Origin of the sequence: Immundisolibacter sp. (genome assembly GCF_041601295.1) — a bacterium.
Taxonomy (GTDB): Bacteria; Pseudomonadota; Gammaproteobacteria; order Immundisolibacterales; family Immundisolibacteraceae; genus Immundisolibacter.
This window is the reverse complement of the sequence record NZ_JBFIII010000001.1, coordinates 13,992-36,870: the sequence shown is the minus strand read 5'-3', so window position 1 is coordinate 36,870 and position 22,879 is coordinate 13,992. Positions and strand designations below refer to the sequence as shown.

General features: G+C 64.1%; 23 protein-coding genes. 14 read left to right on the top strand and 9 right to left on the bottom strand.

Annotated elements, in window-relative coordinates:
* The first annotated feature begins 111 nt into the window (after positions 1 to 111).
* The 7 genes from ABZF37_RS00180 (at position 112) to ABZF37_RS00150 (ending at position 7,989) form a co-directional block, all read left to right on the top strand.
* On the top strand, positions 112 to 1,770 hold the full coding sequence (locus tag ABZF37_RS00180) for a cation:proton antiporter (RefSeq protein WP_372715463.1): 1,659 nt from the start codon (positions 112 to 114) through the stop codon (positions 1,768 to 1,770).
* The gene (locus ABZF37_RS00175; RefSeq protein ID WP_372715461.1) at positions 1,767 to 2,654 is read left to right on the top strand and encodes a universal stress protein; all 888 of its coding nucleotides are present in this window, start codon (positions 1,767 to 1,769) and stop codon (positions 2,652 to 2,654) included. The genes ABZF37_RS00180 and ABZF37_RS00175 overlap by 4 nt, the downstream gene beginning before the upstream one ends.
* Before the next feature lie 262 nt (positions 2,655 to 2,916).
* A complete protein-coding gene (locus tag ABZF37_RS00170) occupies positions 2,917 to 4,254 on the top strand; it encodes a nodulation protein NfeD (protein WP_372715561.1) in 1,338 nt (445 codons plus the stop codon).
* 2 nt (positions 4,255 to 4,256) lie between these two features.
* Positions 4,257 to 5,015, top strand: coding sequence for a slipin family protein (locus ABZF37_RS00165; protein WP_372715559.1), 759 nt, complete (start codon positions 4,257 to 4,259; stop codon positions 5,013 to 5,015).
* 155 nt (positions 5,016 to 5,170) lie between these two features.
* Positions 5,171 to 6,133 (top strand): polysaccharide pyruvyl transferase family protein, encoded by a 963-nt coding sequence (locus ABZF37_RS00160; protein WP_372715459.1) that lies wholly within the window; start codon positions 5,171 to 5,173, stop codon positions 6,131 to 6,133.
* A 32-nt stretch (positions 6,134 to 6,165) separates the two neighbouring features.
* Positions 6,166 to 7,281, top strand: coding sequence for a hypothetical protein (locus ABZF37_RS00155; RefSeq protein WP_372715457.1), 1,116 nt, complete (start codon positions 6,166 to 6,168; stop codon positions 7,279 to 7,281).
* A 156-nt stretch (positions 7,282 to 7,437) separates the two neighbouring features.
* Positions 7,438 to 7,989, top strand: coding sequence for a hypothetical protein (locus ABZF37_RS00150; protein WP_372715455.1), 552 nt, complete (start codon positions 7,438 to 7,440; stop codon positions 7,987 to 7,989).
* A 153-nt stretch (positions 7,990 to 8,142) separates the two neighbouring features.
* On the opposite strand, the gene ABZF37_RS00145 is transcribed toward ABZF37_RS00150, so the two are convergent.
* The 7 genes from ABZF37_RS00145 to ABZF37_RS00115 all read right to left on the bottom strand — a co-directional run bounded on the left by ABZF37_RS00145 (position 8,143) and on the right by ABZF37_RS00115 (position 14,383).
* The gene (locus ABZF37_RS00145) at positions 8,143 to 9,054 is read right to left on the bottom strand and encodes a sulfotransferase domain-containing protein (protein WP_372715453.1); all 912 of its coding nucleotides are present in this window, start codon (positions 9,052 to 9,054) and stop codon (positions 8,143 to 8,145) included.
* A 33-nt stretch (positions 9,055 to 9,087) separates the two neighbouring features.
* A complete protein-coding gene (locus ABZF37_RS00140) occupies positions 9,088 to 9,945 on the bottom strand; it encodes an alpha/beta fold hydrolase (protein WP_372715451.1) in 858 nt (285 codons plus the stop codon).
* A gap of 12 nt (positions 9,946 to 9,957) precedes the next feature.
* A complete protein-coding gene (locus ABZF37_RS00135) occupies positions 9,958 to 11,451 on the bottom strand; it encodes an MFS transporter (protein ID WP_372715449.1) in 1,494 nt (497 codons plus the stop codon).
* Between the two features lie 95 nt (positions 11,452 to 11,546).
* Positions 11,547 to 12,569 (bottom strand): ABC transporter permease, encoded by a 1,023-nt coding sequence (locus ABZF37_RS00130; protein WP_372715447.1) that lies wholly within the window; start codon positions 12,567 to 12,569, stop codon positions 11,547 to 11,549.
* Positions 12,570 to 12,588: 19 nt separating this feature from the next.
* The gene (locus ABZF37_RS00125; protein WP_372715445.1) at positions 12,589 to 13,470 is read right to left on the bottom strand and encodes an ABC transporter ATP-binding protein; all 882 of its coding nucleotides are present in this window, start codon (positions 13,468 to 13,470) and stop codon (positions 12,589 to 12,591) included.
* Between the two features lie 306 nt (positions 13,471 to 13,776).
* Entirely contained in the window at positions 13,777 to 14,145 is a 369-nt protein-coding gene (locus ABZF37_RS00120) for a PilZ domain-containing protein (protein WP_372715443.1), read from the bottom strand.
* Positions 14,146 to 14,182: 37 nt separating this feature from the next.
* Positions 14,183 to 14,383, bottom strand: a complete 201-nt coding sequence (locus ABZF37_RS00115; protein WP_372715556.1) for a Smr/MutS family protein — start codon at positions 14,381 to 14,383, stop codon at positions 14,183 to 14,185.
* Between ABZF37_RS00115 and ABZF37_RS00110 the strand changes: the two genes are divergently transcribed.
* Complete coding sequence (locus ABZF37_RS00110) at positions 14,336 to 14,581, top strand: hypothetical protein (protein WP_372715563.1); 246 nt, start codon at positions 14,336 to 14,338, stop codon at positions 14,579 to 14,581. The two genes, ABZF37_RS00115 and ABZF37_RS00110, sit on opposite strands and share 48 nt — an antisense overlap.
* 106 nt (positions 14,582 to 14,687) lie before the next feature.
* Here ABZF37_RS00110 and trxB read toward each other — a convergent pair whose 3' ends face one another.
* A complete protein-coding gene (gene trxB, locus ABZF37_RS00105; protein ID WP_372715441.1) occupies positions 14,688 to 15,665 on the bottom strand; it encodes a thioredoxin-disulfide reductase in 978 nt (325 codons plus the stop codon).
* A 293-nt stretch (positions 15,666 to 15,958) separates the two neighbouring features.
* Between trxB and ABZF37_RS00100 the strand changes: the two genes are divergently transcribed.
* From ABZF37_RS00100 to crcB, 4 genes are read left to right on the top strand one after another with little or no spacing between them, the layout of a single operon-like run.
* Positions 15,959 to 18,271 carry a DNA translocase FtsK gene (locus ABZF37_RS00100; protein ID WP_372715439.1) on the top strand — a complete coding sequence of 771 codons (2,313 nt, stop codon included), beginning with the start codon at positions 15,959 to 15,961 and terminating at the stop codon, positions 18,269 to 18,271.
* Positions 18,272 to 18,275: 4 nt separating this feature from the next.
* Positions 18,276 to 18,905, top strand: coding sequence for an outer membrane lipoprotein chaperone LolA (lolA, locus tag ABZF37_RS00095; RefSeq protein ID WP_372715437.1), 630 nt, complete (start codon positions 18,276 to 18,278; stop codon positions 18,903 to 18,905).
* Complete coding sequence (locus ABZF37_RS00090) at positions 18,902 to 20,239, top strand: replication-associated recombination protein A (RefSeq protein WP_372715435.1); 1,338 nt, start codon at positions 18,902 to 18,904, stop codon at positions 20,237 to 20,239. Before lolA ends, ABZF37_RS00090 begins: the two co-directional genes overlap by 4 nt.
* Complete coding sequence (gene crcB / locus ABZF37_RS00085; RefSeq protein ID WP_372715433.1) at positions 20,236 to 20,607, top strand: fluoride efflux transporter CrcB; 372 nt, start codon at positions 20,236 to 20,238, stop codon at positions 20,605 to 20,607. The genes ABZF37_RS00090 and crcB overlap by 4 nt, the downstream gene beginning before the upstream one ends.
* A 103-nt stretch (positions 20,608 to 20,710) precedes the next feature.
* On the opposite strand, the gene ABZF37_RS00080 is transcribed toward crcB, so the two are convergent.
* Positions 20,711 to 20,956, bottom strand: a complete 246-nt coding sequence (locus ABZF37_RS00080; RefSeq protein WP_372715431.1) for a hypothetical protein — start codon at positions 20,954 to 20,956, stop codon at positions 20,711 to 20,713.
* 110 nt (positions 20,957 to 21,066) lie between these two features.
* Between ABZF37_RS00080 and ABZF37_RS00075 the strand changes: the two genes are divergently transcribed.
* Together ABZF37_RS00075 and ABZF37_RS00070 are read left to right on the top strand one after the other, a co-directional pair.
* Positions 21,067 to 22,398, top strand: coding sequence for a hypothetical protein (locus ABZF37_RS00075; RefSeq protein ID WP_372715429.1), 1,332 nt, complete (start codon positions 21,067 to 21,069; stop codon positions 22,396 to 22,398).
* A gap of 18 nt (positions 22,399 to 22,416) precedes the next feature.
* Positions 22,417 to 22,848 carry a substrate-binding domain-containing protein gene (locus ABZF37_RS00070; protein WP_372715427.1) on the top strand — a complete coding sequence of 144 codons (432 nt, stop codon included), beginning with the start codon at positions 22,417 to 22,419 and terminating at the stop codon, positions 22,846 to 22,848.
* Positions 22,849 to 22,879: the final 31 nt, after the last annotated feature.

Here is a 22,879-nt window from a genome sequence, read left to right as displayed (position 1 = left end):
TCATGCACGTACTGGCAAGGTGCTTCAACCCGATGACTCATCCGCGCAGGTGCCCCCAAGAGACCTGTGCCAGTCACGACGTGATGCCAGACTGACGACCGCGACCTGACCATGCACGAACCGTTCGCCGAACTCGCCCTGCTGCTACTGATCGCCGCCGTGGTGGGTGCTGCGATGGTTCGGCTGCGCCAGCCAGTCCTTATCGCCTATATCGCGGTGGGTATTGCGGTCGGTCCCGCAGGCCTGGAACTGGTCCAGGCCCACGATCAGATCGATCTTCTGGCTCAGGTCGGCGTGACTCTGCTGTTGTTTCTGGTCGGCCTCAAGCTCGATCTGCAACACATACGCCACATCGGACCGGTGGCGCTCGCGACCGGATTAGGGCAGCTGGCCTTTACCATCGCCATCGGCTTCGTGTTGCTCCTGGCAATGGACCGCGACTGGCTCACGGCACTCTACGTGGCGGTGGCGCTTACCTTCTCCAGCACCATCATCATCATCAAATTGCTCTCCGACAAGCGGGAACTGGACTCCCTGCACGGGCGCATTGCGGTGGGCTTCCTGATCGTGCAGGACGTGGCCGTGGTGCTGGCGATGATGGCGGTCAGCGCGCTGCCAGGGAGCGGAGAAGCCGAAACGACCTGGCTTGTGGTGGCCGGTTCCATCGCTGCGCGCGTGCTACTGGCGGCCTTGGTGCTGTATGTGCTGATGCGCCATGTGTTGCCGCCGGTGGTGCGCCTGATGGCCCGGTCGCAAGAACTCCTGCTTATCTTCGCCATAGCCTGGGGCACAGCGCTGGCCACGCTGGGCGAATGGGCCGGGTTTTCCAAGGAGGCGGGGGCATTGCTGGCCGGCTTCTCCCTCGCTTCGACCCAGTGGCGTGATGCCATCGGCGCGCGGCTCACCGGTATCCGTGATTTCTTGCTCCTGTTTTTCTTTATTGATCTGGGAACGAAGCTGGATTTTTCCGCCCTTAGTGGCGAATTGGGCTCGGCAGCCGCGTTGTCGGTGTTCGTACTGATCGGCAACCCATTGATCGTCATGGCGATCATGGGCTACATGGGTTATCGCAAACGCACGGGTTTCATGGCCGGGCTTACCGTGGCGCAAATCAGCGAGTTCTCCATCATCTTCGTCGCCATGGGCATTTCGCTAGGCCATGTGGGCAATGACGCGTTGGGGCTTACGACCTTGGTGGGGATCACGACCATCGCACTATCCAGTTACATGATCATCTATTCCCAGCGGCTCTTTGAACGTGTGGGTCCCTGGCTGGACGTGTTCGAACGCCGTTACCCGCAGCGGGAATTGGCTGTCGAGAGTCAGCAATCACCGGCGATGCAGCCGCGGGTCATCGTCTTCGGCCTGGGGCGTTACGGCGAGCGTCTGCTGACCCGTCTGGCGCAGAATCGGGTGACGGCCATGGGCGTGGACTTCGACCCTGAATGCGTAAGACGGCTTGGTCATCGTGGTTTTTCCGTGCGCTTCGGCGATGCCGAGGACGCGACGTTTCTGGAGACGCTGCCGCTCGGCCGCGCGGACTGGATCGTAACCACCCTGCCAACCGGGGAGGCCAACCAGGTTTTTCTGCACGCTCTGAAGACCTTGCAAGTAACCGGCCGTATCGCTGGCGTGGTGCGCGATGAAACGCACCGGCAGGCGCTGCAGGCCGCCGGTGCCACCCGGATCATCACACCCTACCTCGATGCCGCTGATCACGCCGCTCAGATGATCGCTGACGCGCTCAATTCAGAACAGGACGCCCCATGAACCATCTGCACACCTTACTTGCCACTACCGACCTGTCCGCACCGTCGCGACATGCCTCGCTGCGAGCCGCCATGCTGGCTCAACAGACCGGTGCCCGGCTTGAACTTGTACATGTCATAGAAAAAAAAGCGATCGAGGAACTGCAACGTTGGCTGGGCGGGGCCGGCGAGACGTTGCAGGAACGCATCCGGTCGCAGGCACGAGAGACGCTGGTGCAACTGGCCGCCGACATCGGCGACCCTCTCGGGGTAAGCGTGGGGCACCATCTGGCGGAAGGGCCTGTGCTGGAAAGCATCCTGGCGCACGCAGATAACCTGGACGCAAGCCTTCTGATCGCGGGCGCCCACGGCACGCGCTTCATGCACCACTGGTTGCTGGGAGCGACGGCCGAGCGACTCCTGCGCAAGACCTTGCGTCCTGTCCTGGTCGTGAAACAACCCCCTCGCGATGCTTACCGGAGCGTACTTGTGCCGTTGGACTTCTCACCTTGGTCCGAGGGTGCCGTTCGACTGGCCCAAGCGGTCGCGCCACAGGCTCGGATCATCCTGATGCATGCCTTCGAGGCCCCCTTCGAAGCCAAGCTGCGCTTCGCTGGCGTAGAGGAAGACGTGATACATCGGTACCGGACCAAAGCCCGCCAGGATGCGCTCACCCGCCTCGATAAAACCGCCGCTGACGCCTCAATCGCTACCGACAATTGTCGTCCTGTCGTGATCTACGGCGACGCCGCGTTCCGCATCCTGGAACAGGAGGAAGAACGAGGCGCTGATCTGATCGTGCTCGGCAAGCATGGCACGAGCATAACCGAGGAATTACTGCTCGGTAGTGTGACCAAGCACGTCTTGGCGCAATCGCGCTGCGATGTGCTGGTGGCCAGGCGGTGATGCCCCGTCCAGGGGATGGCAACACGGGCAACCGCCTGATTCTGGGGGCCTCAGGGCCCATGCCTGTTTGCCCCTACCCTACAGCGCAGGGGGTAGCCGATCGCATCCTGCACAAACAGTACCGGGAGCAACTCTGTGCAAATGACACACCCATCCCATCCCATCCCATCCCATCCCATCTTCCTGGGTATGACTTTGGCGCCGCACTCACATGGAAGCGAAATCGGCTACAGTAAAAAGCCTCGCCGCGGTATCGGATGCCATGCGCCTGCTGCTGTTTGTTCTTGGACTGATCCTCATCGTTCCCGCCCGGGCGGCGACGGTACAGGTCCTGACAGTTGTCGGCGCCATCGGCCCGGCCAGTGCCGATTATCTAGTGCGCGGCATCGACAGGGCGGCCCGGCAAGGCGCGACACTGGCGGTGATCGAGCTGGACACGCCAGGCGGTCTGGACACCTCGATGCGCGACATCATCAAGGCCATCCTGGCGTCACCGATTCCCGTCGCCACTTACGTGGCGCCCAAGGGCGCCCGAGCCGCCAGCGCCGGCACCTACATCCTGTATGCGAGCCATGTCGCAGCCATGGCGCCGGCTACCAATCTGGGCGCCGCAACGCCGGTCGAACTGGCGCCTGGCACGGACAAGCCCGCGCCGCCGAATCCGTCAGGCGATAGCAAGCCCCCGGACAGCCCTCCGGGCGACGCCAAGATGCGCAAGGCAGTGCATGACGCCGCCGCCTACATCCGCGGCCTGGCCGAACTGCGCGGGCGCAACGTCGAGTGGGCTGAGCGGGCGGTACGCGAGGCGGTGAGCCTGTCCGCTCCCGAGGCCCTGGCCTTGAAGGTCATCGACACGGTGGCGACTGATCTGGACGACCTGCTCGAGCAGCTGAACGGCCGCAAGATCAAAATGAACGGCCAGATGCTCACACTGGATACTGCGAATGCCACGATCGAGCGCGTTTTGCCCGACTGGCGCAGCCGCCTGCTGTCGGTCATCGGTGACCCCGGCATCGCCTACATCCTGATGCTGCTGGGAATCTACGGGTTGCTCTACGAATTTTCCAATCCGGGCCTAGGACTCCCCGGTGTGGCCGGCGGGATCTGTCTGTTGCTCGCGTTGTTCGCACTCCAGCTCATGCCCATCAGTTATGTGGGGCTGGGGCTCATCCTGCTGGGCATCGTCCTCATGACGGCAGAAGCTCTGCTGCCCAGTTTCGGCGCGCTCGGCTTGGGCGGTGTCATCGCGTTCGTACTCGGATCGGTGATGTTGATCGATACCGACCTCCCCGGCTACGGCGTCTCCTGGGCGCTGATTGCGCCCTTGTCAGCCACCACCGCCCTGTTCAGCTTCCTGGTCGCCGGCATGGCGCTGCGCGCTCGCGGCAGGCCCGTGATCACCGGCGCCGAGGAGCTGCCCGGCAGTGAAGGCGAAGCACTCGCGGACATCCAGACCCAGGGCTGGGCCCGCGTGCACGGGGAGCTGTGGCGGGTGCAAAGCCCGCGGCCTTTGCGGCGCGGCGCGAAAATGCGGGTCACTGCCCGGCGCGGCCTGACCCTGGACGTGGAACCGATCGACCCAGCGGAACGGGAGGAATGACCATGTTTGAATTCGGCGGCTTGGCGGCTGTTTTGGTGGTGGTGGCGCTACTGGCCTCCACGTTTCGCATCCTGCGCGAATACGAGCGCGGCGTCGTGTTCATGCTGGGCCGCTTCTGGAAGGTGAAGGGACCGGGCCTGATCATCATCATCCCGGGAGTGCAACAGATGGTGCGGGTGGACCTGCGCACGGTGGTGTTCGACGTGCCCAGCCAGGACGTGATCTCGCGCGACAACGTGTCGGTGAAAGTCAACGCAGTGGTGTATTTCCGCGTGGTCGATCCGGCCAAGTCCATCCTGCAGGTGGAGAACTACATGAACGCCACCAGCCAGCTTTCGCAAACCACGCTGCGCGCAGTGCTGGGCAAGCACGAGCTGGACGAAATGCTGGCCGAGAGAGAAACCCTGAACGTCGACATCCAGCAGGCTCTGGACGCCCAGACCGACGCCTGGGGTATCAAGGTATCCAACGTGGAGATCAAACACGTGGACATCGACGAGTCCATGGTGCGCGCGATCGCCAAACAGGCAGAGGCCGAGCGCGAACGGCGCGCCAAGGTGATTCACGCCGAGGGTGAACTGCAAGCCTCCGAGAAGCTTCTGGCCGCGGCGGATATCCTGTCCCGGAAGCCACAGGCCATGCAGCTGCGCTATTTGCAGACCCTGTCCAACATCGCCGGCGACAAGACCAATACGATCGTCTTTCCGGTACCGGGAAATTTCATGGACCTGCTGACGCGCGATAAAACAACGGATGGGTGAACCCGGCGCACAACCGCCCGTGTACCGGCTTACGGACTACCCCATCAAACGGCCTTTGGCACGACTCGACGAGCGGGCGCACCTGGCGCCGGTACCCTCCTTCACTATCGACCGACTGCCAGCGACTCACTGATCTGCCTTGAATCACTGCCCGCATGAAGCATTCAGTCACCCCGGCGAAAGTCGAAGCCGTTGCGTCCTCCAGCCTGCTTGCGCAACTTCGCGAGCTGGGGAGCGGTCAGCTCTGGGTGATCCGTCTACAGGGAAATTTTGGCGACCGTTTGCTTTGGCTGGGCCTGGAGAACCTGTTGCAGCATTCTGGCCTGCCATTCAAGGTCACCGCTCGCGATCAAATTGACCGGATCAGGCCAAAACCCGAAGACACGGTCTATATCCACGGTGGTGGTGACTGGGTGCCGTTCTGGAATGGCGCGCCAGCAGGGGTGCTGAAAACGCTGGTCGCCCTTCATCGCGGCCCGATAGTGATCGGCCCGAGCAGCTTCACCACGCAACCCGGACACCTGGACCGGACCCTGGTCGCGCCACTGCGCCGTGCAGTCGGGCGCGTCACGGTTTTTTGTCGCGAACGCCCCTCCTACGAAGCGGTGGCTGAGACAGTCGGCGACCTGGCCCGCGTCGCGCTGGACCACGACACCGCACTGAACCTGACGCGGCAGGACCTGCTCGACCTGGGCGAGCCGGTGGGTCGGACTGGCAGGTATCCACTGTATGGCCTGCGCAGTGATGTCGAGAGGCGACCAACCGGTCCCTGTCGCACGCTGCGGATGCCGGTCGACCCCACCAAGTACTGCACCTCGTTTGAGGACTGGGTGCGCCTGCACGCCGGTGCTGAAAGCATCGTCACAAATCGCCTGCATTCGGCAGTTTGCGGCGCTATCCTGGGCCTGCCAACCACCTTGTTGCCCAATAGCTATCACAAGTCACGTGGCGTGTGGGAGCACTCCTTGCGCCAGCGCGGCGTGCAATGGGCCGAGACCCTCGCCCCAGACTGGCTCGGCCAGGTGGAGGAGCGCATGGGCATAAGCCGTTACTGGCGGCGGAGTCGGAAATTACAGCGCCTGATCGCTCCGCTGCGTTTCGGCCCCCGCCGCTCCTAGATCACCGAAAAACCACCGCCATGGCAACCAGCATGACCTCGGTCGTCGAGTTCAACCTTGGGCAGGATGAGTGGGCGCGGCCGGTTCGCTTTGCATCGGACCACGTTGAATTACTGCCCTGCGCAGCAGCCCAGATTGCCGCCGACCTGCTGCCCGCTATGCGCCGCGGGTCCGATCTGCTGGTTCCGGGCAGCATCGACCCGCGCTTGCGCGCTGCATTGGGCAGTATTCAGGACATCCACGGTGCCTGGATGTCCGCTTTACAGCGCATCAAAGTGCAATGCATGACCGAAATGACATCCGCGCCTTCGGGAACCCGGGTGGGATGTTTCTTCACCGGCGGTGTTGATTCTTTCTACACGCTTCTCAAGCACCGGGACGTCATTACCGATCTGATATTTGTGCATGGATACGACGTACCACTCGATAAGCCGGCGCTGCGCAGCCGGGTGTCAGCAGCCGTGCGCGAAGTGGCCACCGCGCTTGGCAAGGGCTTGGTGGAAATCGAGACCGACTTGCGAACCCACCTGGACAGTCACGTCGAGTGGGGCGTGACCCATGGCGCCGCGCTGGCCGCCGTGGCGCATCTGCTGACCGGCCAGTTCCGACAGGTCTACATCGCGTCGAGTTACGGCTATGCCGAGCTGTTTCCCTGGGGATCGCACCCGCTACTCGACCCATTGTGGTCCAGCGAGTCGCTCGACCTCGTGCACGACGGCTGCGAGGCCACCCGCCTCGACAAAGTGCGATATCTGGCCGGACACGACCTGGCGCTGCGCCATCTTCGCGTGTGTTACGAGAACCCCAACGAGGCGTACAACTGCGGCCGTTGCCGAAAATGCCTTCTGACCATGACCAACCTGCACATAGCCGGGGCTTTGTCGCGCTGTGCCAGCTTCCCCCACCCGCTTGATCCTGCACAGGTAGCCGCCGTGGCCATGCCAGGCGAGGTCGCGCGCATCCTGTGGCGACAGAACCTGCGCGCCCTGGCCCGAACCGATCCGAACTCGCCCTTGCATGCGGCGATACGCAAAGCCCTTCGCCGATCTGTGCGGCGCGAACGCTGGAAGTTATTCCACAAGACGCTCAGACGGCGCCTGCGGGGAGCGCTACACACCGCGAGGCATCAAGGCCAACGCCGAGCCTGAGTGCCGCGAGCGACGTGTGCGGCCTCAGTCACCCGGCGTACATCGAGTGAGAAGACTTCACTGACTCCCCGGTCCGCCAGCGCATGGCTTGGTAGTGTGCTGGTTCAAACATAACGTACGTGAGGCGCTTTTCTGCCATCAACCAGGAGAAGCAACGTGAAACACCATAAGGGACTGATAGCAATAGCACTGCCACTGTGCCTGGGGACACCGCTTGCCCATGCCGCGAGCGAGGCGCCGCGGCTACCGAAAGGCATTCCGGGACTGCAACAAAGCCAAGCCAAACCACCAGGCGCCAACTGGCTGCTGGACGCTGACGCAGATCAGGAACGCTTCCGGCGTATCCAGATCTACGCCGGCGGCACCGACCAGCAGATGTGGCAGATCGGCTACCGCTTTGAGCAGGTATACCAGGCCATCGTGGATCACAACTGGGCGCTCGGGCTGCACCACTGGGGCAAGCTGCGCAGCGTGCTCGATGTCGCGTTGATGAAACGTCCGAACCGTACGCCCAATGCCGAGGCCTTGTTTCTCGACACCGCCTGGCAGCCGCTGGCCGACGCACTGCGCGCCGAAGATGTCGCTCAGGCGCGTAAGGCGTTCCAGTCCAGCCGCGACGCGTGCATGTCCTGCCACGTGGCCGAGGAAATGCCGTTTCTGAACGACACGCCGATCTTCCGGAACACGGCGCGCTTTGCGCCGGATTGAGCTCAGGCCCTCGACATGGCACAGGTCGCGCCCCGTGCGGGGCTGTTCCGCATCTGGCCGCTTGCACCGACAAGACATTCTAGATCCACGGGATAGGGAGGGAAGCTCGCAGGACACTCGGGCCAAGCTACGCAAAGAGGGCTTGTAGCCGCCTCAGGCACCCGCGTCCAACGCCCGCCGCAGCGCGGCGTAATCCGCCAGTCCCAGTGGGCCGGCGATCTCGCGCTGCCAGGCCGCGTCCAGTTCGGCCCGCACTGCGTCCGTCAGTTCCGCCACGTGGCCACCGGCGCGCCCGGCGCGTACCTTGCTGCCACCGACCGTGCCCGGCGGCAGGCCACAGACTTCGTCGCGCGCATCGCGCAGCAGGTGGTCGTCGAACTGGCGGGCATGGGCGCGCATGAACTCGACCGACGACTGCTCCAGCACGCGGCTCAGCAGCGCCTCATTCAGCGTCACGCCGATGAAGTCGGCGATACGACGGATGGCCGCCTGCGGATCGGCCAGCATGGACTCATAGCACAGCATCAGCACCTGCGGCTGCTGACGTTCCGGCCACCAGGATTGCAGGTGGCGGTAGTAGTTAAACGGCAACTCCTCGTTCAGGAACAGCCCCCGGGCAAGGTCTTCGACACTGACGCTGCCGGTCTCGAAGAACCAGCCGTTCCAGAAGTGGTACTGCGACACCAGTACGTCGCGTGGATCGCGCACTGCCAGCACATAACGCCCACCCTTGGGAATCATCGGCCACGGCAGGTGACATTTGTAGGCGCGTGGCTCGGCCCGCTGCGGCGCGTTGATGTCCAGGCCCAGGTCCAGCGCCGTCTCCAGCCACGGCACCACCTCGGTAATCTCGTCGAAGGCCATGTCGCCACCGGTGCGCAGGCCGTGCACGATCTGCTGTAACCAGGTGGTGCCGCTCTTGGGAAAAGTGGCGATGAACACGTCGCTGGCCCGTGGCTCGAACGCGAATGCCTGGCCGATGCTTTCCATTGTGATCATGTGCTGGACGCGCTCCAGCATCTGCTGGATGGAACGTGGTCGCTGTAGCGGCTGGACTGTACTCATGCAGTTAACTCCTCCATGTGTTTTTCGGTTTAATCAGGACCCGAGCAGGAAATCGCCCGCCAGGGCCGCCGCCTGCTGCGGCAGTTCCCACTGCGGATGATGTCCGCAAGGCAGCTTGGCAAAGCGGGCGCCCGCAGGTGCCCAGGGCTTGCTGGAGCGGTGCATGTCGCCGCCCAGGGCGTCGAACTCGGCGCTCCAGGTCGGGTACGGGTCGAGCGCGTCATGCTCGCCCCACGCCATCAGCACGGGCACGCTGATATACGGCATGCGCCGGTGCAGCATGTAGCGCTCGCGCACCGCGACCGACTGCATCTGCGCCAGCAGGGCGTCGAGACTGTCGGCAGCACCCGGCGCCGCGGCAGCCGCGCGCATGCCATCGACCACGCGTTCCAGTTCGGTTGTGCTCAGCCGGCCTGGGTCACTCAGCCAGCCGCGCACCAGTTCGCGCAATTGTTCCCGCGACGGCTGCAATCTGGCGCCGACACCGGGCGCCGGCTCGCGGTTCAGGCCGGCACCGCACAGCATCACCAGGCGGCCCAGACGCTGTGGGCTCTGGTAAGCGAACAGCCCGCCCAGCCAGCCGCCCAGGCTGTGGCCGACCCAGTGCACCTGCGCCAGCCCCAGGCGATCCATGAACTCGCGCAGTTGCTCCAGGATCAGGCCAAACGTGGGGCCCGCCTCAACCTGCCGCGTGCCCAGGCCAAAGCCGAGCAGGTCCGGCGCCAGGACCCGGAAACGCGGCGCCAGGTGCGGGATCAGCATCTCCACGCTGTTGGCACTGGTCGCCACGCCCATGCCGTGCACCAGCAACAACGGCGGGCCATCGCCCGCTTCGAGGTAACGGTTGTCGCCGCAACTCAACTTGATATGGTGTTCTTCTACCGCGGCCATGCGCGCTCCAGGTCAGTCCGATTGGTCCGCTTCCTGCCAGATACGCGTGCGGTGCGTCTCCGGCAGAAACAGGGCACCCACTACCAGACTCATCGCCGCAATCGCCATCGGATAGTACAGCCCAGCGTGGATATTGCCGGTGCTGGCCACCAGAGTCAGCCCGATTACCGGCAGCAGGCCGCCGAACACGCCATTACCGATGTGGTACGGCAACGACATGGCGGTATAGCGAATGCGCGCCGGAAACGCCTCGACCAGATAGGCAGCGATCGGACCGTACACCAGCGTCACCAGCAGCACTTGCAGCCATACCAGGCCCATCAACTTGAGCGCGGTCGGGTCACGGAGCACCTCGCTGACGCCAAGGCCGGTCAGCACCTTGGGCGCCGGCACGAGCCGGTCGCCGTGTGCCGTCATCGGCGTCAGGGCGTGGGCGCCGGTCACCGGATCCCGCTGCGACACCACCGTGGTGACGTCCGACCCTGCCACGTCACGCATGGCGCCATAAATGGGCAAATAGCTCACCACCGCCAGTGCAAACCCAGCCAGCAACAACTTCTTGCGGCCGACCCGGTCCGACAAGGCGCCGCACAGCACAAAGAACGGCATGCCCAGCAGCAACGCGCCAGCCACGATGGTATTGGCGGCCGGCCCGTGTACGTTAAGGATGGTCTGAAGGTAAAACAGGGCGTAGAACTGGCCTGTGTACCAGATCACGCCCTGCGCCGCGGTGGCGCCAAACAGGGAAACCAACGCGCGCTTGAGGTTCTTCGGCTCGGTGAATGCCTCGCGGATCGGTGCCGCCGACGTCATCCCTCGCTCGCGCAGCTGCTCAAAGATCGGCGACTCCTTCATCCGCACACGCATATAGAACGACACCGCCACCAGAAGCAGCGAGAAGATGAACGGCAAACGCCAGCCCCATTCCGCAAACGCTTCCGGACTCATGGTCCCCTGGATGGCCAGAATCACCGCCAGGGAAACGAACAAACCAAGCGTGGCCGTGATCTGGATGAAGCTGGTATAGAACCCGCGGCGATGATCCGGCACATGCTCGGCGACATACACCGCCGCCCCGCCATACTCGCCACCCAGCGCCAGACCCTGCAATACGCGGATCAGCAACAACGCGACAGGCGCGGCGATACCGATGGTCTCGTACGTGGGCAAGAAACCCACCAGCGCCGTCGCGCCGCCCATGATCAACAGTGTCATGAGGAAGGCGTACTTGCGCCCCACGCGGTCGCCGATGCGGCCAAAGAACAGCGCCCCGAATGGCCGCACCACGAAGCCGACCGCAAACGTCGACAGGTAGGCGATCAACGCCAGCGTGTCATCGCCAGGCGGGTAGAACAGTGGCGAGATCACCATGGCCAGGCTGCCAAAGATGTAGAAGTCGTACCATTCGATCATGGTGCCGGCGGCCGAGGCGCCGATCACCTTCCAGATGCCCTTTGGCGTACCACCGGCGGCCGTGTCTTCGAATGCTGAGGTCGCCTGAGTCACTACTACCCCCTGGGTTAAGTGCTGAGTCAGTCCATCCCGGATTTCTCGACGCGCGCCACATCACGCGCCGAACAGCCGGATGAACCGGCGCAGCTTCAGTCGGCCCGCCAGCGAAAAATACGGGCACCGATAACCAGAAACGCCACCGTCATCCCGCCCAGCGTCAGGACCTGCGCCGCTACCTCGCGCACGCCGGCACCGTCCAGCATGATGGCGCGCGCCGCGCCCACCAGGTGGGTGAGCGGAAACACAGCTGCCAGTTGCTGTAGCCAGGGCTGGCTGCCCTCCATCGAGAACCACACCCCGGACAGCAGCATCATCGGCCAGGACACCAGGTTCAGAATTCCGCCCGCCAGCTCCTCGCTGGTGACGAACGCCGCCACCACGAAACCCATGGCGATCATCGCCAGCGCCCCGAGCGTGGCCACCAGCAGCAGCAATGTGTGCGAGCCCTCCATGCGAAAGCCGATTACCCAGTCGGTGCCCACGTATACGACCAGCGTGATCCCCATGATCAGCGCCAGACGCGAGGTCAGCTGCGCCAGGATGAACTCGATTGGCCGCACCGGCGTGGCGTTCAGGCGTTTCAGAAAGCCGCTTTTGCGGTAGCGGACCACCACGTAGCCCACGCCCCACAGGCACGAGAACATCATGTTCATGCCCAGGATGCCGGGCAGCAGGAAATCGATGTAGCGGATCGGCCGGCCCGGTACCGCGCCATGCGCCAGCGACGGCCCACCGGCCGCCACCAGCAACCGTTCCAGCACATAGCCTTTGGGCGACTCCGGATTGATCCAGTAACGCGGTGCGGCGCTGAAATCGATCAACATGTCCAGGCGATGGCGCCCCACCTTGGCCACGGCAGCCTCGCGCTGGTCGGCCGCCAGGGCAAAGAACTCGGCATAGCGTGTGCCCAGAAACGGATGAGTACTGACCGCCACCGGCTCGCCGGCGCCGATGACCGCCACCTTGAACAGCGGTCGCGGCGGACCGCCCAGGATCACCGCCAGTCCGGCCACCATCACCAGCGGGAACAGCAGGTTCCAGCCCAGCGATGCGCGGTCACGCAGAAACTCCATGTTGCGGGCATGGGTCAGGGCCAGATAACGGCGCAGCACGGCAGGCACTCCAGCGGGGTCAGGCGCGCAGGTCGCGGCCCGTGAGTTCCAGAAACAGGTCTTCGAGCGTGCGCTCGCGGATGCGCAAACGATCCAGCCGGGCACCGCTGCCTGCGAGTGATCGCAGCGCCGCCGGGATATCTCGCGTCGACACCTCCCACAGCTCACCGGCATCCAGCAGCGCGGCGTCGAACTGTGCACCCGGCTCGAAATCGGCCTTTGGCAGGGTCAGGATGACGTCCTCGAAATGCGCCGCCAGCAGCGCGCCCGGCGAGCCCTGGGCAATGATCTGGCCGCGATCCATGATGGCGATCTCGTCGCACAGGACATAGGCCTCCTCCATATAGTGCGTGGTCAGAAGCACCGTCTTGCCCCGCGCCTTGATGTCCTGCACCAGGCTCCAGAAACTGCGCCGCGCCTGTGGGTCGAGACCCGTGGTCGGCTCGTCCAGGAACACGATGTCCGGATCGTTGACCAGCGCGATCGCCAGCAACAGGCGCTGGCGCTGACCACCGGACAGCTTGCGATTATCGCGCTCCAGCAGGTCGCGCAGCTGGCACAGATCGATCAGCGTTTCCAGGTCTGCCCGCCGCGGATAAAGACGGTGAAACAACTCCAGCGTCTCGCGCACGGTCAGAAAATCCTGTAGCGCGGTCGACTGAAACTGAATGCCTGCCTCGGCACGAAACTGCTTGCCCAACACCTCACCGCGGTATAGCACCTGCCCGGCGGTAGGCCGACAGATACCCTCCATGATTTCCACCGTGGTGGTCTTGCCGGCACCATTAGGGCCCAGCAGGCCAAAACAGGTGCCGCTGGCAACGCTGAAACTCACGTCCGCGACCGCCCGCACGCCGGGATACTCCTTGATCAGATTGCGAACTTCTAGGATGACGCTCATAAGGACCTGGACGGCACAAGCGCAAGGCTTCTACCCGATAAAACTGAAACAGCTGGGTTGATGGATTATCACCGAAGCGGCGCCAATGAACCGACTTGCCACCGGCACGCACTGCAAACAATTCAGGAAACTTGGGCCAGTGCGGGACCAATCAGCGTTGGGGCGCCCCCGGCGCCAGCGCCCGCTCAGGCCAACACGACACCCGCAGCGCACGGTAGCGGAAACTCTGGCGTATAGACCGATCGACCCCGGGCCGGCGCCCAGCACTCGACACAGCTCCGACCAAAGCCGGCGCCGACTGTATCCTCAGGCGGCTGCGTGGTCGCGCATCATCTGGGCCAGCTCGCGCCGCAGCAGAGCCGGCTCACCAAGGTTGAGTTCCACCAGGCGGCGCAGTTCGCCCATGCTTTCCAGGTCGATGCCGGTGCACTGCCAACCCAGGCAGTCGGCACTCTGGTGGCGCAGGATCGCGACCATCTGAATGCAATCCCCGTCATCCAGGCGAAAGTTCATCGCGCTGCGTTCCCCGAGTTCACCTGCCCAGTCTCGCGGGCGGCTGACCAGGGCACCATTCAAAGACAGGTCAAAGGCCTGGCACGGCCAGCGCCGTCCCAGGCTGACGAACTCCGCCTGGACATGCAGGCTGATGCGGGTATAGCGGCGGCGTTCGGTCATCGGTGAGGCGCTCCATCACGCCGGCAGGGCCGACGAATCACATATGGCGTAGCAGTATCCGCAGGGCACCACTCGCCCCATCACGCGGGCCCGCAGTGCGCAACGCCAATACGGCGGGATGCCGCTTTAACGACCCGATCACCAAGCTCTTTAGAACCGGTGGACTATGGTCCATACGTCCACCCTTGCCGTGGATGACACGAACCCGCTGGCACCCCGCTTCCAGGCAATCAACGATGAAGGAATCCAGCGCTCGCGCAGCCTGTGGGGCGGTAAGCCCGTGCAGATCGATTTCCGCTTCCGCGACGAATCGATCACCGTCCAGACGCCGCAGCGTACGCGAGGGAACCCCTGGCTGAGCCAGCCGCACCGTCTCGCCAGCGGCAACGGCTGGAATTACATCTCGGACATTGAAGGCAGGAGAAGGGCGAGGTGAGGACAGTGGCGGTCTGACCCGTGGCACCGGCACGGTGGCCGTGCCCCGACGCAGTGGCTTGACCGAATCCACAGCGGCGCGAAACTCGGCGCTGTGATCGGACTGTTCAGGCTGCTTGGGGGGCTTTGAGCGCATCAAGGTACCGCTCCGCATCCAGGGCCGCCATGCAGCCGCTACCGGCGGACGTTACGGCCTGGCGATACACGTGATCGGCCACGTCGCCCGCTGCGAACACCCCTGGCACGCTGGTGGCCGTGGCATCCCCATCACTGCCACCGCGCACCCGCAGATAGCCACCACGCATGTCGAGCTGGGTCACGAACAGCTCCGTGTTCGGCGTGTGGCCGATGGCGATGAACACACCCTGCACCGCTCGGTCCTGCGTGTCGCCGCCCCGCGTCGCCGTCAGGCGCACACCGGTCACGCCACTCTTATCGCCCAGCACCTCACCCAGCGTATGGTTCCAGACGAACTCGACTTTGCCGGCGGCGGCCCGTTCGGTGAGGCGGTCAACCAGGATTGCTTCCGCACGCAGGCGCTCACGCCGGTGCACCAGCGTGACCTTGCTCGCGATATTGGACAGGTACAGTGCTTCCTCCACCGCCGTGTTGCCACCGCCGATGACGGCAACTTCCTGTCCGCGATAGAAAAAACCGTCGCAGGTGGCGCAGGCTGATACGCCGCGCCCCATGAAGGCTTCCTCCGACGGCAGGCCCAGGTAACGCGCCGAGGCGCCGGTGGCGATGATCAGCGCGTCGCAGGTGTAGCTGCCGGCGTCTCCATGCAGGCGAAACGGGCGTTCCTGAAGCTCAACGCGGTTGATGTGGTCAATCACGATGTCGGTACCGAAGCGCTGCGCATGCAGGCGCATGCGCTCCATCAGCTCCGGGCCCTGGACGCCGGCGTGATCCGCCGGCCAGTTATCAACATCGGTGGTGGTCATCAGCTGCCCGCCCTGGGCGATGCCGGTGACCAATACTGGCGACAGGTTGGCCCGGGCAGCATATACGGCGGCGGTATACCCGGCAGGTCCGGACCCCAGGATCAGCAATCGGCAATGGCGCGGGGGCGAGACGTCAGTCATGGCAGTGCAGGATCGGTCGGCGGCAAGGACCAGCATTATCAGACCGCCATGCGAGTTTGCCCAAACCGGGCTTGCCCGGCCCCTGCCCGCGAGCGACCGCGCCCCGCCTGTTAAAATTACCGGCCAAAGGGATTTGGCTTGAGGCATCGCTCAGCGCGCTGGGCCGCCCGCGGCATGGGCCGTCCAGAGCGTCGCGGCGCAACAGCGTTCTGCTCGAAACAGCAAACGCTGATTTAATAAGCGTTTTCCCCAATAGTCTTGCCTTGCGCACCAACCCGGAGTCGTTCCGCCCCATGCCGCGTCCGCGTCGCCAGCAACTCCCGCCCGAACCAACGCGCTGGCGCCTGCCAGCAGGACTGCGCGAAACCGTGGTGCTGCTGCTGCTGGCATCGGCGACCTTTCTGCTGCTGGCGCTGCTCAGCTTCGACCCGCTTGACTCGAGCTGGGCCAGCACCGGCGGCCATACCACCGCGCAAAATGCCGGCGGGCGCATTGGCGCCAACTGGTCCAGCATGCTGTATTACTTTTTTGGGTATCCGGCGCTATTCCTTCCGTGCCTGATGCTGTGGTTCGCCTGGCGCGTTTACCTCAGCGGCGACCACGGTGTACCGGTGCGACTACGCGGCGTGCTGGTGCGAACACTCGGTCTGCTGCTGGCGATCACCAGTGGTTCGGCCCTGGCGCAGCTTTATCTCCCCAATAGCGGCGGACTGCCCAACGGCCCGGGCGGCGGCCTCGGCCTGGAGCTGGGCCGTCTTGCCGCCGGCAGCCTCAATACCGTCGGCGCTACGTTGTTTCTGACCGCTGCCTGCCTGTCTGGCATTACCTGGATCACCGGCCTGTCGTGGCTGAAACTGACCGAGCTGCTGGGAATCGCGGTAGTACGCGGAGCCGGTGTGGTCGGCCGAACGCTGCGTGCCTATGCCGATGCGGTCGCCGGCAAACGGGCCCGCGAAGACCGCCGCGACACCGTGGACCGCTACAAGGCCAAGGAAGTCACCCGCAAACCGCCGCGTATCGAACCGGTGCTGCGGCCGGTGGAAATCGTTGACCGGGTCGAGGCCGAGCGGCAGGTGGAGCTGTTCAAACCGGCAGCGAACACCACCCTGGCACTGCCCCCGCTGAGCTTGCTCGACGACACCGAAACTAAGATCACCGGCCTTTCCGCGGAGGCGCTGCAGGCCCTTTCCCGTCGACTGGAGCTCAAGCTCGAAGAGTTCGGCATCGCGGCGCAGGTGGTGGAGGTACACCCGGGACCGGTGGTCACACGCTTTGAAATCGACCTTGCCGCGGGCGTCAAGGTCAGCCAGGTCACCGGGCTGTCCAAGGATCTGGCGCGCTCGCTGTCAGTGGTCAGCGTGCGGGTGGTGGAGGTCATCCCTGGCAAGTCGACCGTGGGCATCGAAATCCCCAACGAACAACGCGAGTTGATCCGTTTTTCGCAGACCTTGCGCTCGCGCGCCTATGACGACAGCACGTCACCCCTGACCCTGGCCCTGGGCAAGGACATTCAGGGCGTGGCCACGGTGGCGGACCTGGGAAAGATGCCGCACCTGCTGGTGTCTGGCACCACCGGCTCCGGCAAGTCGGTCGCGGTCAATGCCATGGTGCTGAGCCTGCTGTTCAAGGCCACACCCGACGAAGTGCGGATGATCATGATCGACCCCAAGATGTTGGAACTGTCGGTCTACGAGGGCATTCCGCACCTGTTGTGCCCGGTGATCACCGACATGAACGACGCGCAAAACGCATTGCGCTGGTCGGTGGCGGAGATGGAGCGCCGCTACAAGCGCATGGCCGCACTGGGTGTGCGCAACATTGCCGGCTACAACCGCAAGGTGCGCGAAGCGGAAGCCGCCGGTACGCCGGTCCCGGATCCGTTCCCGATCGACATCGGCGAGGACGCGGAACCCGCCTTCTGCGAGACGCTGCCCTACCTGGTGGTGTTCGTCGACGAGTTCGCCGACATGATGATGGTGGTCGGCAAGAAGGTGGAGCAACTGATCGCCCGCCTGGCGCAGAAGGCCCGCGCCGCCGGGGTGCACCTGATCCTGGCCACCCAGCGGCCGTCGGTGGACGTGATCACCGGCCTGATCAAGGCCAATATTCCGGCGCGAATTGCGTTCCAGGTCTCGTCCAAGATCGACTCGCGCACCATCCTCGACCAGATGGGTGCCGAGGCCCTGCTCGGCCACGGCGATATGCTGTATCTGCCGCCCGGCACCTCCATCCCGACGCGTGTGCACGGCGCCTTCGTGTCGGACGAAGAGGTCCATCGCGTGGTCGCGCACATCAAGGCCAGTGGCCAACCCAACTACCGCGACGAAATCCTGCGCGGCGATTTCGGCGAGGACAGTGGCGACGGCAACGGCTCGCCGTTCGCGGCTGGCGAGCGCGAGGAAGGCGGCGACGAGCTGTATGACAAGGCTGTGTTCCTGGTCACCAGCAGCCGCCGGGCGTCAGTGTCCGGCGTCCAGCGGCACCTGCGCATCGGTTACAACCGGGCTGCCCGGCTGGTGGAAGAAATGGAACGCACCGGCATCGTCGGTCCACTCAAGTCCAACGGCTCGCGCGACGTGCTCGCCGAAGCGCCGCCGGGAGCTTAGGTCGATGCGCCCCGTTATCGCCTGCCTGATCGCGATCCTGCTGGCCAATCCGGCACTCGCCGACGGCGCCGCGGCACTGGACCGCTTTTACGCCGAAACGCACACCTTGAGTGGTCGCTTCACACAGACTGTCAGCGACGCCAACGGCACGGCCAGCGAACGCAGCCAGGGCGAGTTCGCCATCAGCCGGCCCGGGCGTTTCAGCTGGGACTATCGCCAGCCCTACGAACAGCACATCGTCGCCGACGGTGCACACCTGTGGATATACGAACCGGATCTGGACCAGGTCACCGTGCGCCCGATGGACGCGGACACCGCCGACGCGCCGGGGTTGTTGTTAGCCGGGGCGACGTTTCCGCGCGAGCTGTTCGAGGTCGTGGCGCAGGGTAACGGATGGCTGCGTCTGACACCCCTCAAAAAAGACAGCGGACTCAGCGAAGTACGCCTCAAGCTTGTCGGCGTCGGCATAGAGGAATTGCAACTGGACGACGGGCTGGGCCAAACCACCCGCATTCAGTTACTCGACCAGCAACGTAACGGCGCGCTATCGGCCAAACGATTTCAGTTCACCCCGCCGCCGGGCGTGGATGTGATCGGCGCGCTGCCACAGGCGCGCCTACCCCTGGCCGAGTGAAACAGCGCGGTCCGCAGCTTTTTGCCGCCGCCGACACCGGCCGGCCGCTGGCTGATCGTCTGCGCCCGTTAAGCCTGGACGAAGTGCTGGGCCAGGATCATCTGCTGGCCGCCGACAAGCCGCTGCGCGTTGCCATCGAGGCCGACCTGCCGCGCTCGATGATCCTGTGGGGCCCGCCTGGCACCGGTAAAACCACGCTCGCCCGCGTGCTGGCGGCGCACAGTCGAGCCGAGTTCATCACCCTGTCAGCGGTGCTGGCCGGCATCAAGGAAATTCGTGAAGCCGTGCAGACCGCCCGCGAGGCGGCGGCCAGTGGCCGCCGCGCGGTGCTGTTCGTGGACGAGGTGCACCGCTGGAATCGCGCTCAGCAGGACGCCCTGCTGCCGCACGTCGAAGACGGCACGGTGACCCTGATCGGCGCCACCACCGAGAACCCCTCCTTCGAACTGAACAACGCGCTGCTGTCGCGCACCCGGGTGTACCTGCTACGGCCACTGACCGGCCCTGACCTGGAACGTCTGATAGAGCGCGCATTGACTGACACCGAACGCGGCCTCGGTGCCCTCCGTATCGACTTTTCCGCCGAGCTGCGCCCCACGCTGGCCGCCATGGCCGACGGCGACGCCCGTCGCCTGCTCGGCCTGTTGGAACTGGCCGCCGACATCGCGCCAGAAGCCGCCGACGGGCGGGTCATCGACGAGGCCGTGCTCAAGGAACTGGCCGGCGAGAGCTGGCGCCGCTTCGACAAGGGCGGCGAGGCCTTCTACGACCAGATTTCGGCACTGCACAAGGCAGTGCGCGGCTCGGCACCGGACGCGGCACTGTACTGGCTGGCGCGCATGCTGGATGGCGGCTGTGAGCCGCTGTACATCGCCCGCCGCGTGCTGCGCATGGCCAGTGAAGACATTGGCCTCGCCGACCCGCGGGCGCTGACACTGGCACTGGAAGCCTTGCAAACTTACGAGCGCATGGGCTCGCCCGAAGGCGAACTGGCGATCGCACAAGCCGTCACTTACCTGGCCTGCGCGCCCAAGAGCAATGCGCTGTACACGGCATTTGATGCCGCCATGGCCGATGCCCGCCAGTTCGGCTCCCTGCCGCCGCCGCTGCGCATCCGCAATGCCCCGACCAAACTCATGAAGCAACTCGGCTACGGCAAGGGCTACCGCTACGCGCACGACGAAGCCGGCGCCTATGCCCCCGGAGAGCGCTATTTTCCGGACGGGATGCCCGACCGCAGCTATTACCAACCCAGCGGGCGCGGCCTGGAACGGCGCCTGGCTGAACATCTGGCGCAGCTGCGCGCCCGCGATCGGGAGGCTGGAGAACAATGAATGGCGGGGTGCTGGCAGCGGTGGCGGTGGGTGGCGCGCTCGGCTCGGTGGCGCGCTACCTGGCGGTCAACGGCCTGGCTGCCTGGCTGGGCCGGGCTTTTCCCTACGGCACGCTGGCCGTCAACGTGGCCGGTTCATTCCTGATGGGCCTTGCGCTGTCGCTGCTGGTGCAGCGCGGCCTGCTCGGCGAACCCTGGCGCGCCGCCCTGATGGCCGGCCTGCTCGGCGGCTTCACGACATTTTCGGCCTTCTCCGGCGAAACCCTGTTACTGGCACAGCAGCGCCCGGCCGCCGCGGTTTTGAACGTCGCGCTGCATCTGGCGCTATGCCTGTCAGCGGTATGGGTCGGGACCAGACTCGCAGCCTGACCGAAAACCACCCCACCACCGGGCCGCACCCAGGGAAGCGCTGAATAAATCCACCCTGGATTTTTCAGCGCCCGCTATCGGAAAAGCGTGGTTTTCCGATAGCTCACAAAATCAGTGGCTTGCCGTCACTGATTTTGGCGGTGAATCCCTGCACCGCATGAAACGCTGAAAACTTCAGCGTTTCCCTAGATTTCAGGCGGCGCATTGCACCAGCTGTCGAAACAGCCTGGCGGCGTGCGATACTGGTTCGGTTAACAATAATTACAAAGAATTGGTTTGGTCTTAAGTATTTCGCACAGCGCCCGATAAACTCGGCGCGGCATGGACGCACGGGATTACGCAGGAGCATCAATCCAGCCATCGAGTCAAAACAATAATGACCTCAGTTGTGCCTCCTACCTAATCCGAGCATCCAAGCCATCGCATATAGAAACTAAATTAAGAACACATGGGAAATCTATGACCCCTTCAGCCCCGAATCCTGAACGTGTATCGAGCACGGCAACCGGCCGCTTAAGGCGGGCCGCCCTCGCTGTGGCTGTTCTGGTGGGTTGTGTCGGCGCGGCGAACGGCGACACGTTCGGCTCGCCGGACTTTACCTTCCGCGGGTTCGGAACCGTGGGCGCGGCCCGCCTGGACCAGGATCATGCCGACATGGTCTCGGATGTGTTTCTGCAACCCAACGGCTCGGGGCACACCCGGCGCTGGGATATGGGTCTGGATACAAAGGTAGGCGGTCAACTGGACATCCAGTTCAACCCCAGGCTATCTGCGGTCCTGCAGGTGGTTTCCAAGCATCGTTACGACAATTCCTGGACCCCGGAAATCGAGTGGGCCAACATCAAGTACCAGCTGTCGCCTGGTCTGAGTGTTCGGATCGGCCGTACCATTGCACCGATGTTCATGATGTCCGACACCGCCAACGTCGGTTACGCAAACCCCTGGATACGCGGACCGCGTGAAATCTATGGCATGGTGCCCATCACGCATCTGGATGGGGTGGATCTGGCCTGGAACACCAATGTCGGACCGGCTGTGAATTCCTTTCAGGTCAGCTATGGCGGCAACAAATTCAAGGCTGTCGATGATCTCGGCATCACTGGCAAACACGCCTGGATTATCAGTGACGCTATAGAGTATGAAACGCTAACCGTGCGCCTGAGCTACCTCTATGTCGACCTCAAGTTCGACTCGTCAGACCTCGACAGCCTGGTCAACGGGCTGTCCGGCCTTGGCAATGCCCTGTCGATGGCCGGTTTTCCCGTGGCAGGAAGCCGCGCCCATGCACTGGCCAACCAATACGATGTCCGGGATACACCGCTTGAAATCTTCAGCGTAGCCACGCGATTTACTCCCGGAAACTGGCTGTTCATGGGCGAGTGGGCCCATCTGACGGACGCCGCCGTTCTCCCCAAAACCAATGGCTGGTACATCACCGGCGGATACCACGTGCGCAAGATGATGCCGTACATCAGCGTGGCGGAAGTCAACGCAAAAACACCCTCGGAGTCCGGGATACCCCTCGCCGGGCTGCCGCCTGGTCCACTGCTGGGCGGGGCAAGCGCGCTGAACACCGGTCTCAATATGGCTTTGGCCGCCGGTGCTCCGTCCCAGAAAAGTGTCGCTTTAGGTGTGCGGTGGGACCTGCTCGATACCGCCGCGCTCAAGTTCGAGTACCAGCATATTCGCCTCGACGACGCGTCCGCTGGTCGGTTCGGCAACCTGCAGCCTGGCTTCCGACCGGGCGGGAACGCGGACCTGTTCTCCATTGCCCTTGACTTCGTATTCTGATCGCCTGGGGGGATACGCATGTCTTTCATCAAGGCGTTAGGATTCCCAGTACTCGGTATCCTGCTTGCCGTTGCCGACAGCGTCGCCGCCGCCGATGTGGTCATCATCGTCTCGGCACAAAATCCCGCCACCACGCTTTCCCGAAACGATGTTTCCAACATTTTTCTGGGCAAGACGAACCGCTTTCCCAATGGCGCGCAAGCCGTACCCATAGACCAGCCGGAAGGCTCGACGCAGCGACTTGAGTTTTACCGCGACATCAGCAACAAACAGCCGGCTGAAATCAGGGCGCATTGGTCCAAGATGATCTTTACCGGACGGGGCCAGCCACCGAGGGTGGCCAGCGACGACGAACAGGTGAAGAACACGTTGGCCGCTCAGCCAGGCGGTATCGGATACATCGACCCGGCCGCCGTGGACGCGCGGGTCAAGCCACTGATGGTCCAGTAGCCCCGGCTGTCATCCACTTGGATGCCTGATC

What these genes read in the sequence shown, in the direction of transcription:
- ABZF37_RS00145 (WP_372715453.1), bottom strand. Translation starts at nt 9,054, where the DNA reads ATGAGTACAGTCCAGCCGCTACAGCGACCACGTTCCATCCAGCAGATG.
- trxB (WP_372715441.1), bottom strand. Translation starts at nt 15,665, where the DNA reads ATGACTGACGTCTCGCCCCCGCGCCATTGCCGATTGCTGATCCTGGGG.
- ABZF37_RS00140 (WP_372715451.1), bottom strand. Translation starts at nt 9,945, where the DNA reads ATGGCCGCGGTAGAAGAACACCATATCAAGTTGAGTTGCGGCGACAAC.
- ABZF37_RS00155 (WP_372715457.1), top strand. Translation starts at nt 6,166, where the DNA reads ATGACCTCGGTCGTCGAGTTCAACCTTGGGCAGGATGAGTGGGCGCGG.
- ABZF37_RS00080 (WP_372715431.1), bottom strand. Translation starts at nt 20,956, where the DNA reads ATGCTCCTGCGTAATCCCGTGCGTCCATGCCGCGCCGAGTTTATCGGG.
- ABZF37_RS00175 (WP_372715461.1), top strand. Translation starts at nt 1,767, where the DNA reads ATGAACCATCTGCACACCTTACTTGCCACTACCGACCTGTCCGCACCG.
- ABZF37_RS00070 (WP_372715427.1), top strand. Translation starts at nt 22,417, where the DNA reads ATGTCTTTCATCAAGGCGTTAGGATTCCCAGTACTCGGTATCCTGCTT.
- crcB (WP_372715433.1), top strand. Translation starts at nt 20,236, where the DNA reads ATGAATGGCGGGGTGCTGGCAGCGGTGGCGGTGGGTGGCGCGCTCGGC.
- ABZF37_RS00120 (WP_372715443.1), bottom strand. Translation starts at nt 14,145, where the DNA reads ATGACCGAACGCCGCCGCTATACCCGCATCAGCCTGCATGTCCAGGCG.
- ABZF37_RS00160 (WP_372715459.1), top strand. Translation starts at nt 5,171, where the DNA reads ATGAAGCATTCAGTCACCCCGGCGAAAGTCGAAGCCGTTGCGTCCTCC.
- ABZF37_RS00100 (WP_372715439.1), top strand. Translation starts at nt 15,959, where the DNA reads ATGCCGCGTCCGCGTCGCCAGCAACTCCCGCCCGAACCAACGCGCTGG.
- ABZF37_RS00165 (WP_372715559.1), top strand. Translation starts at nt 4,257, where the DNA reads ATGTTTGAATTCGGCGGCTTGGCGGCTGTTTTGGTGGTGGTGGCGCTA.
- ABZF37_RS00170 (WP_372715561.1), top strand. Translation starts at nt 2,917, where the DNA reads ATGCGCCTGCTGCTGTTTGTTCTTGGACTGATCCTCATCGTTCCCGCC.
- ABZF37_RS00180 (WP_372715463.1), top strand. Translation starts at nt 112, where the DNA reads ATGCACGAACCGTTCGCCGAACTCGCCCTGCTGCTACTGATCGCCGCC.
- ABZF37_RS00125 (WP_372715445.1), bottom strand. Translation starts at nt 13,470, where the DNA reads ATGAGCGTCATCCTAGAAGTTCGCAATCTGATCAAGGAGTATCCCGGC.
- ABZF37_RS00075 (WP_372715429.1), top strand. Translation starts at nt 21,067, where the DNA reads ATGACCCCTTCAGCCCCGAATCCTGAACGTGTATCGAGCACGGCAACC.
- lolA (WP_372715437.1), top strand. Translation starts at nt 18,276, where the DNA reads ATGCGCCCCGTTATCGCCTGCCTGATCGCGATCCTGCTGGCCAATCCG.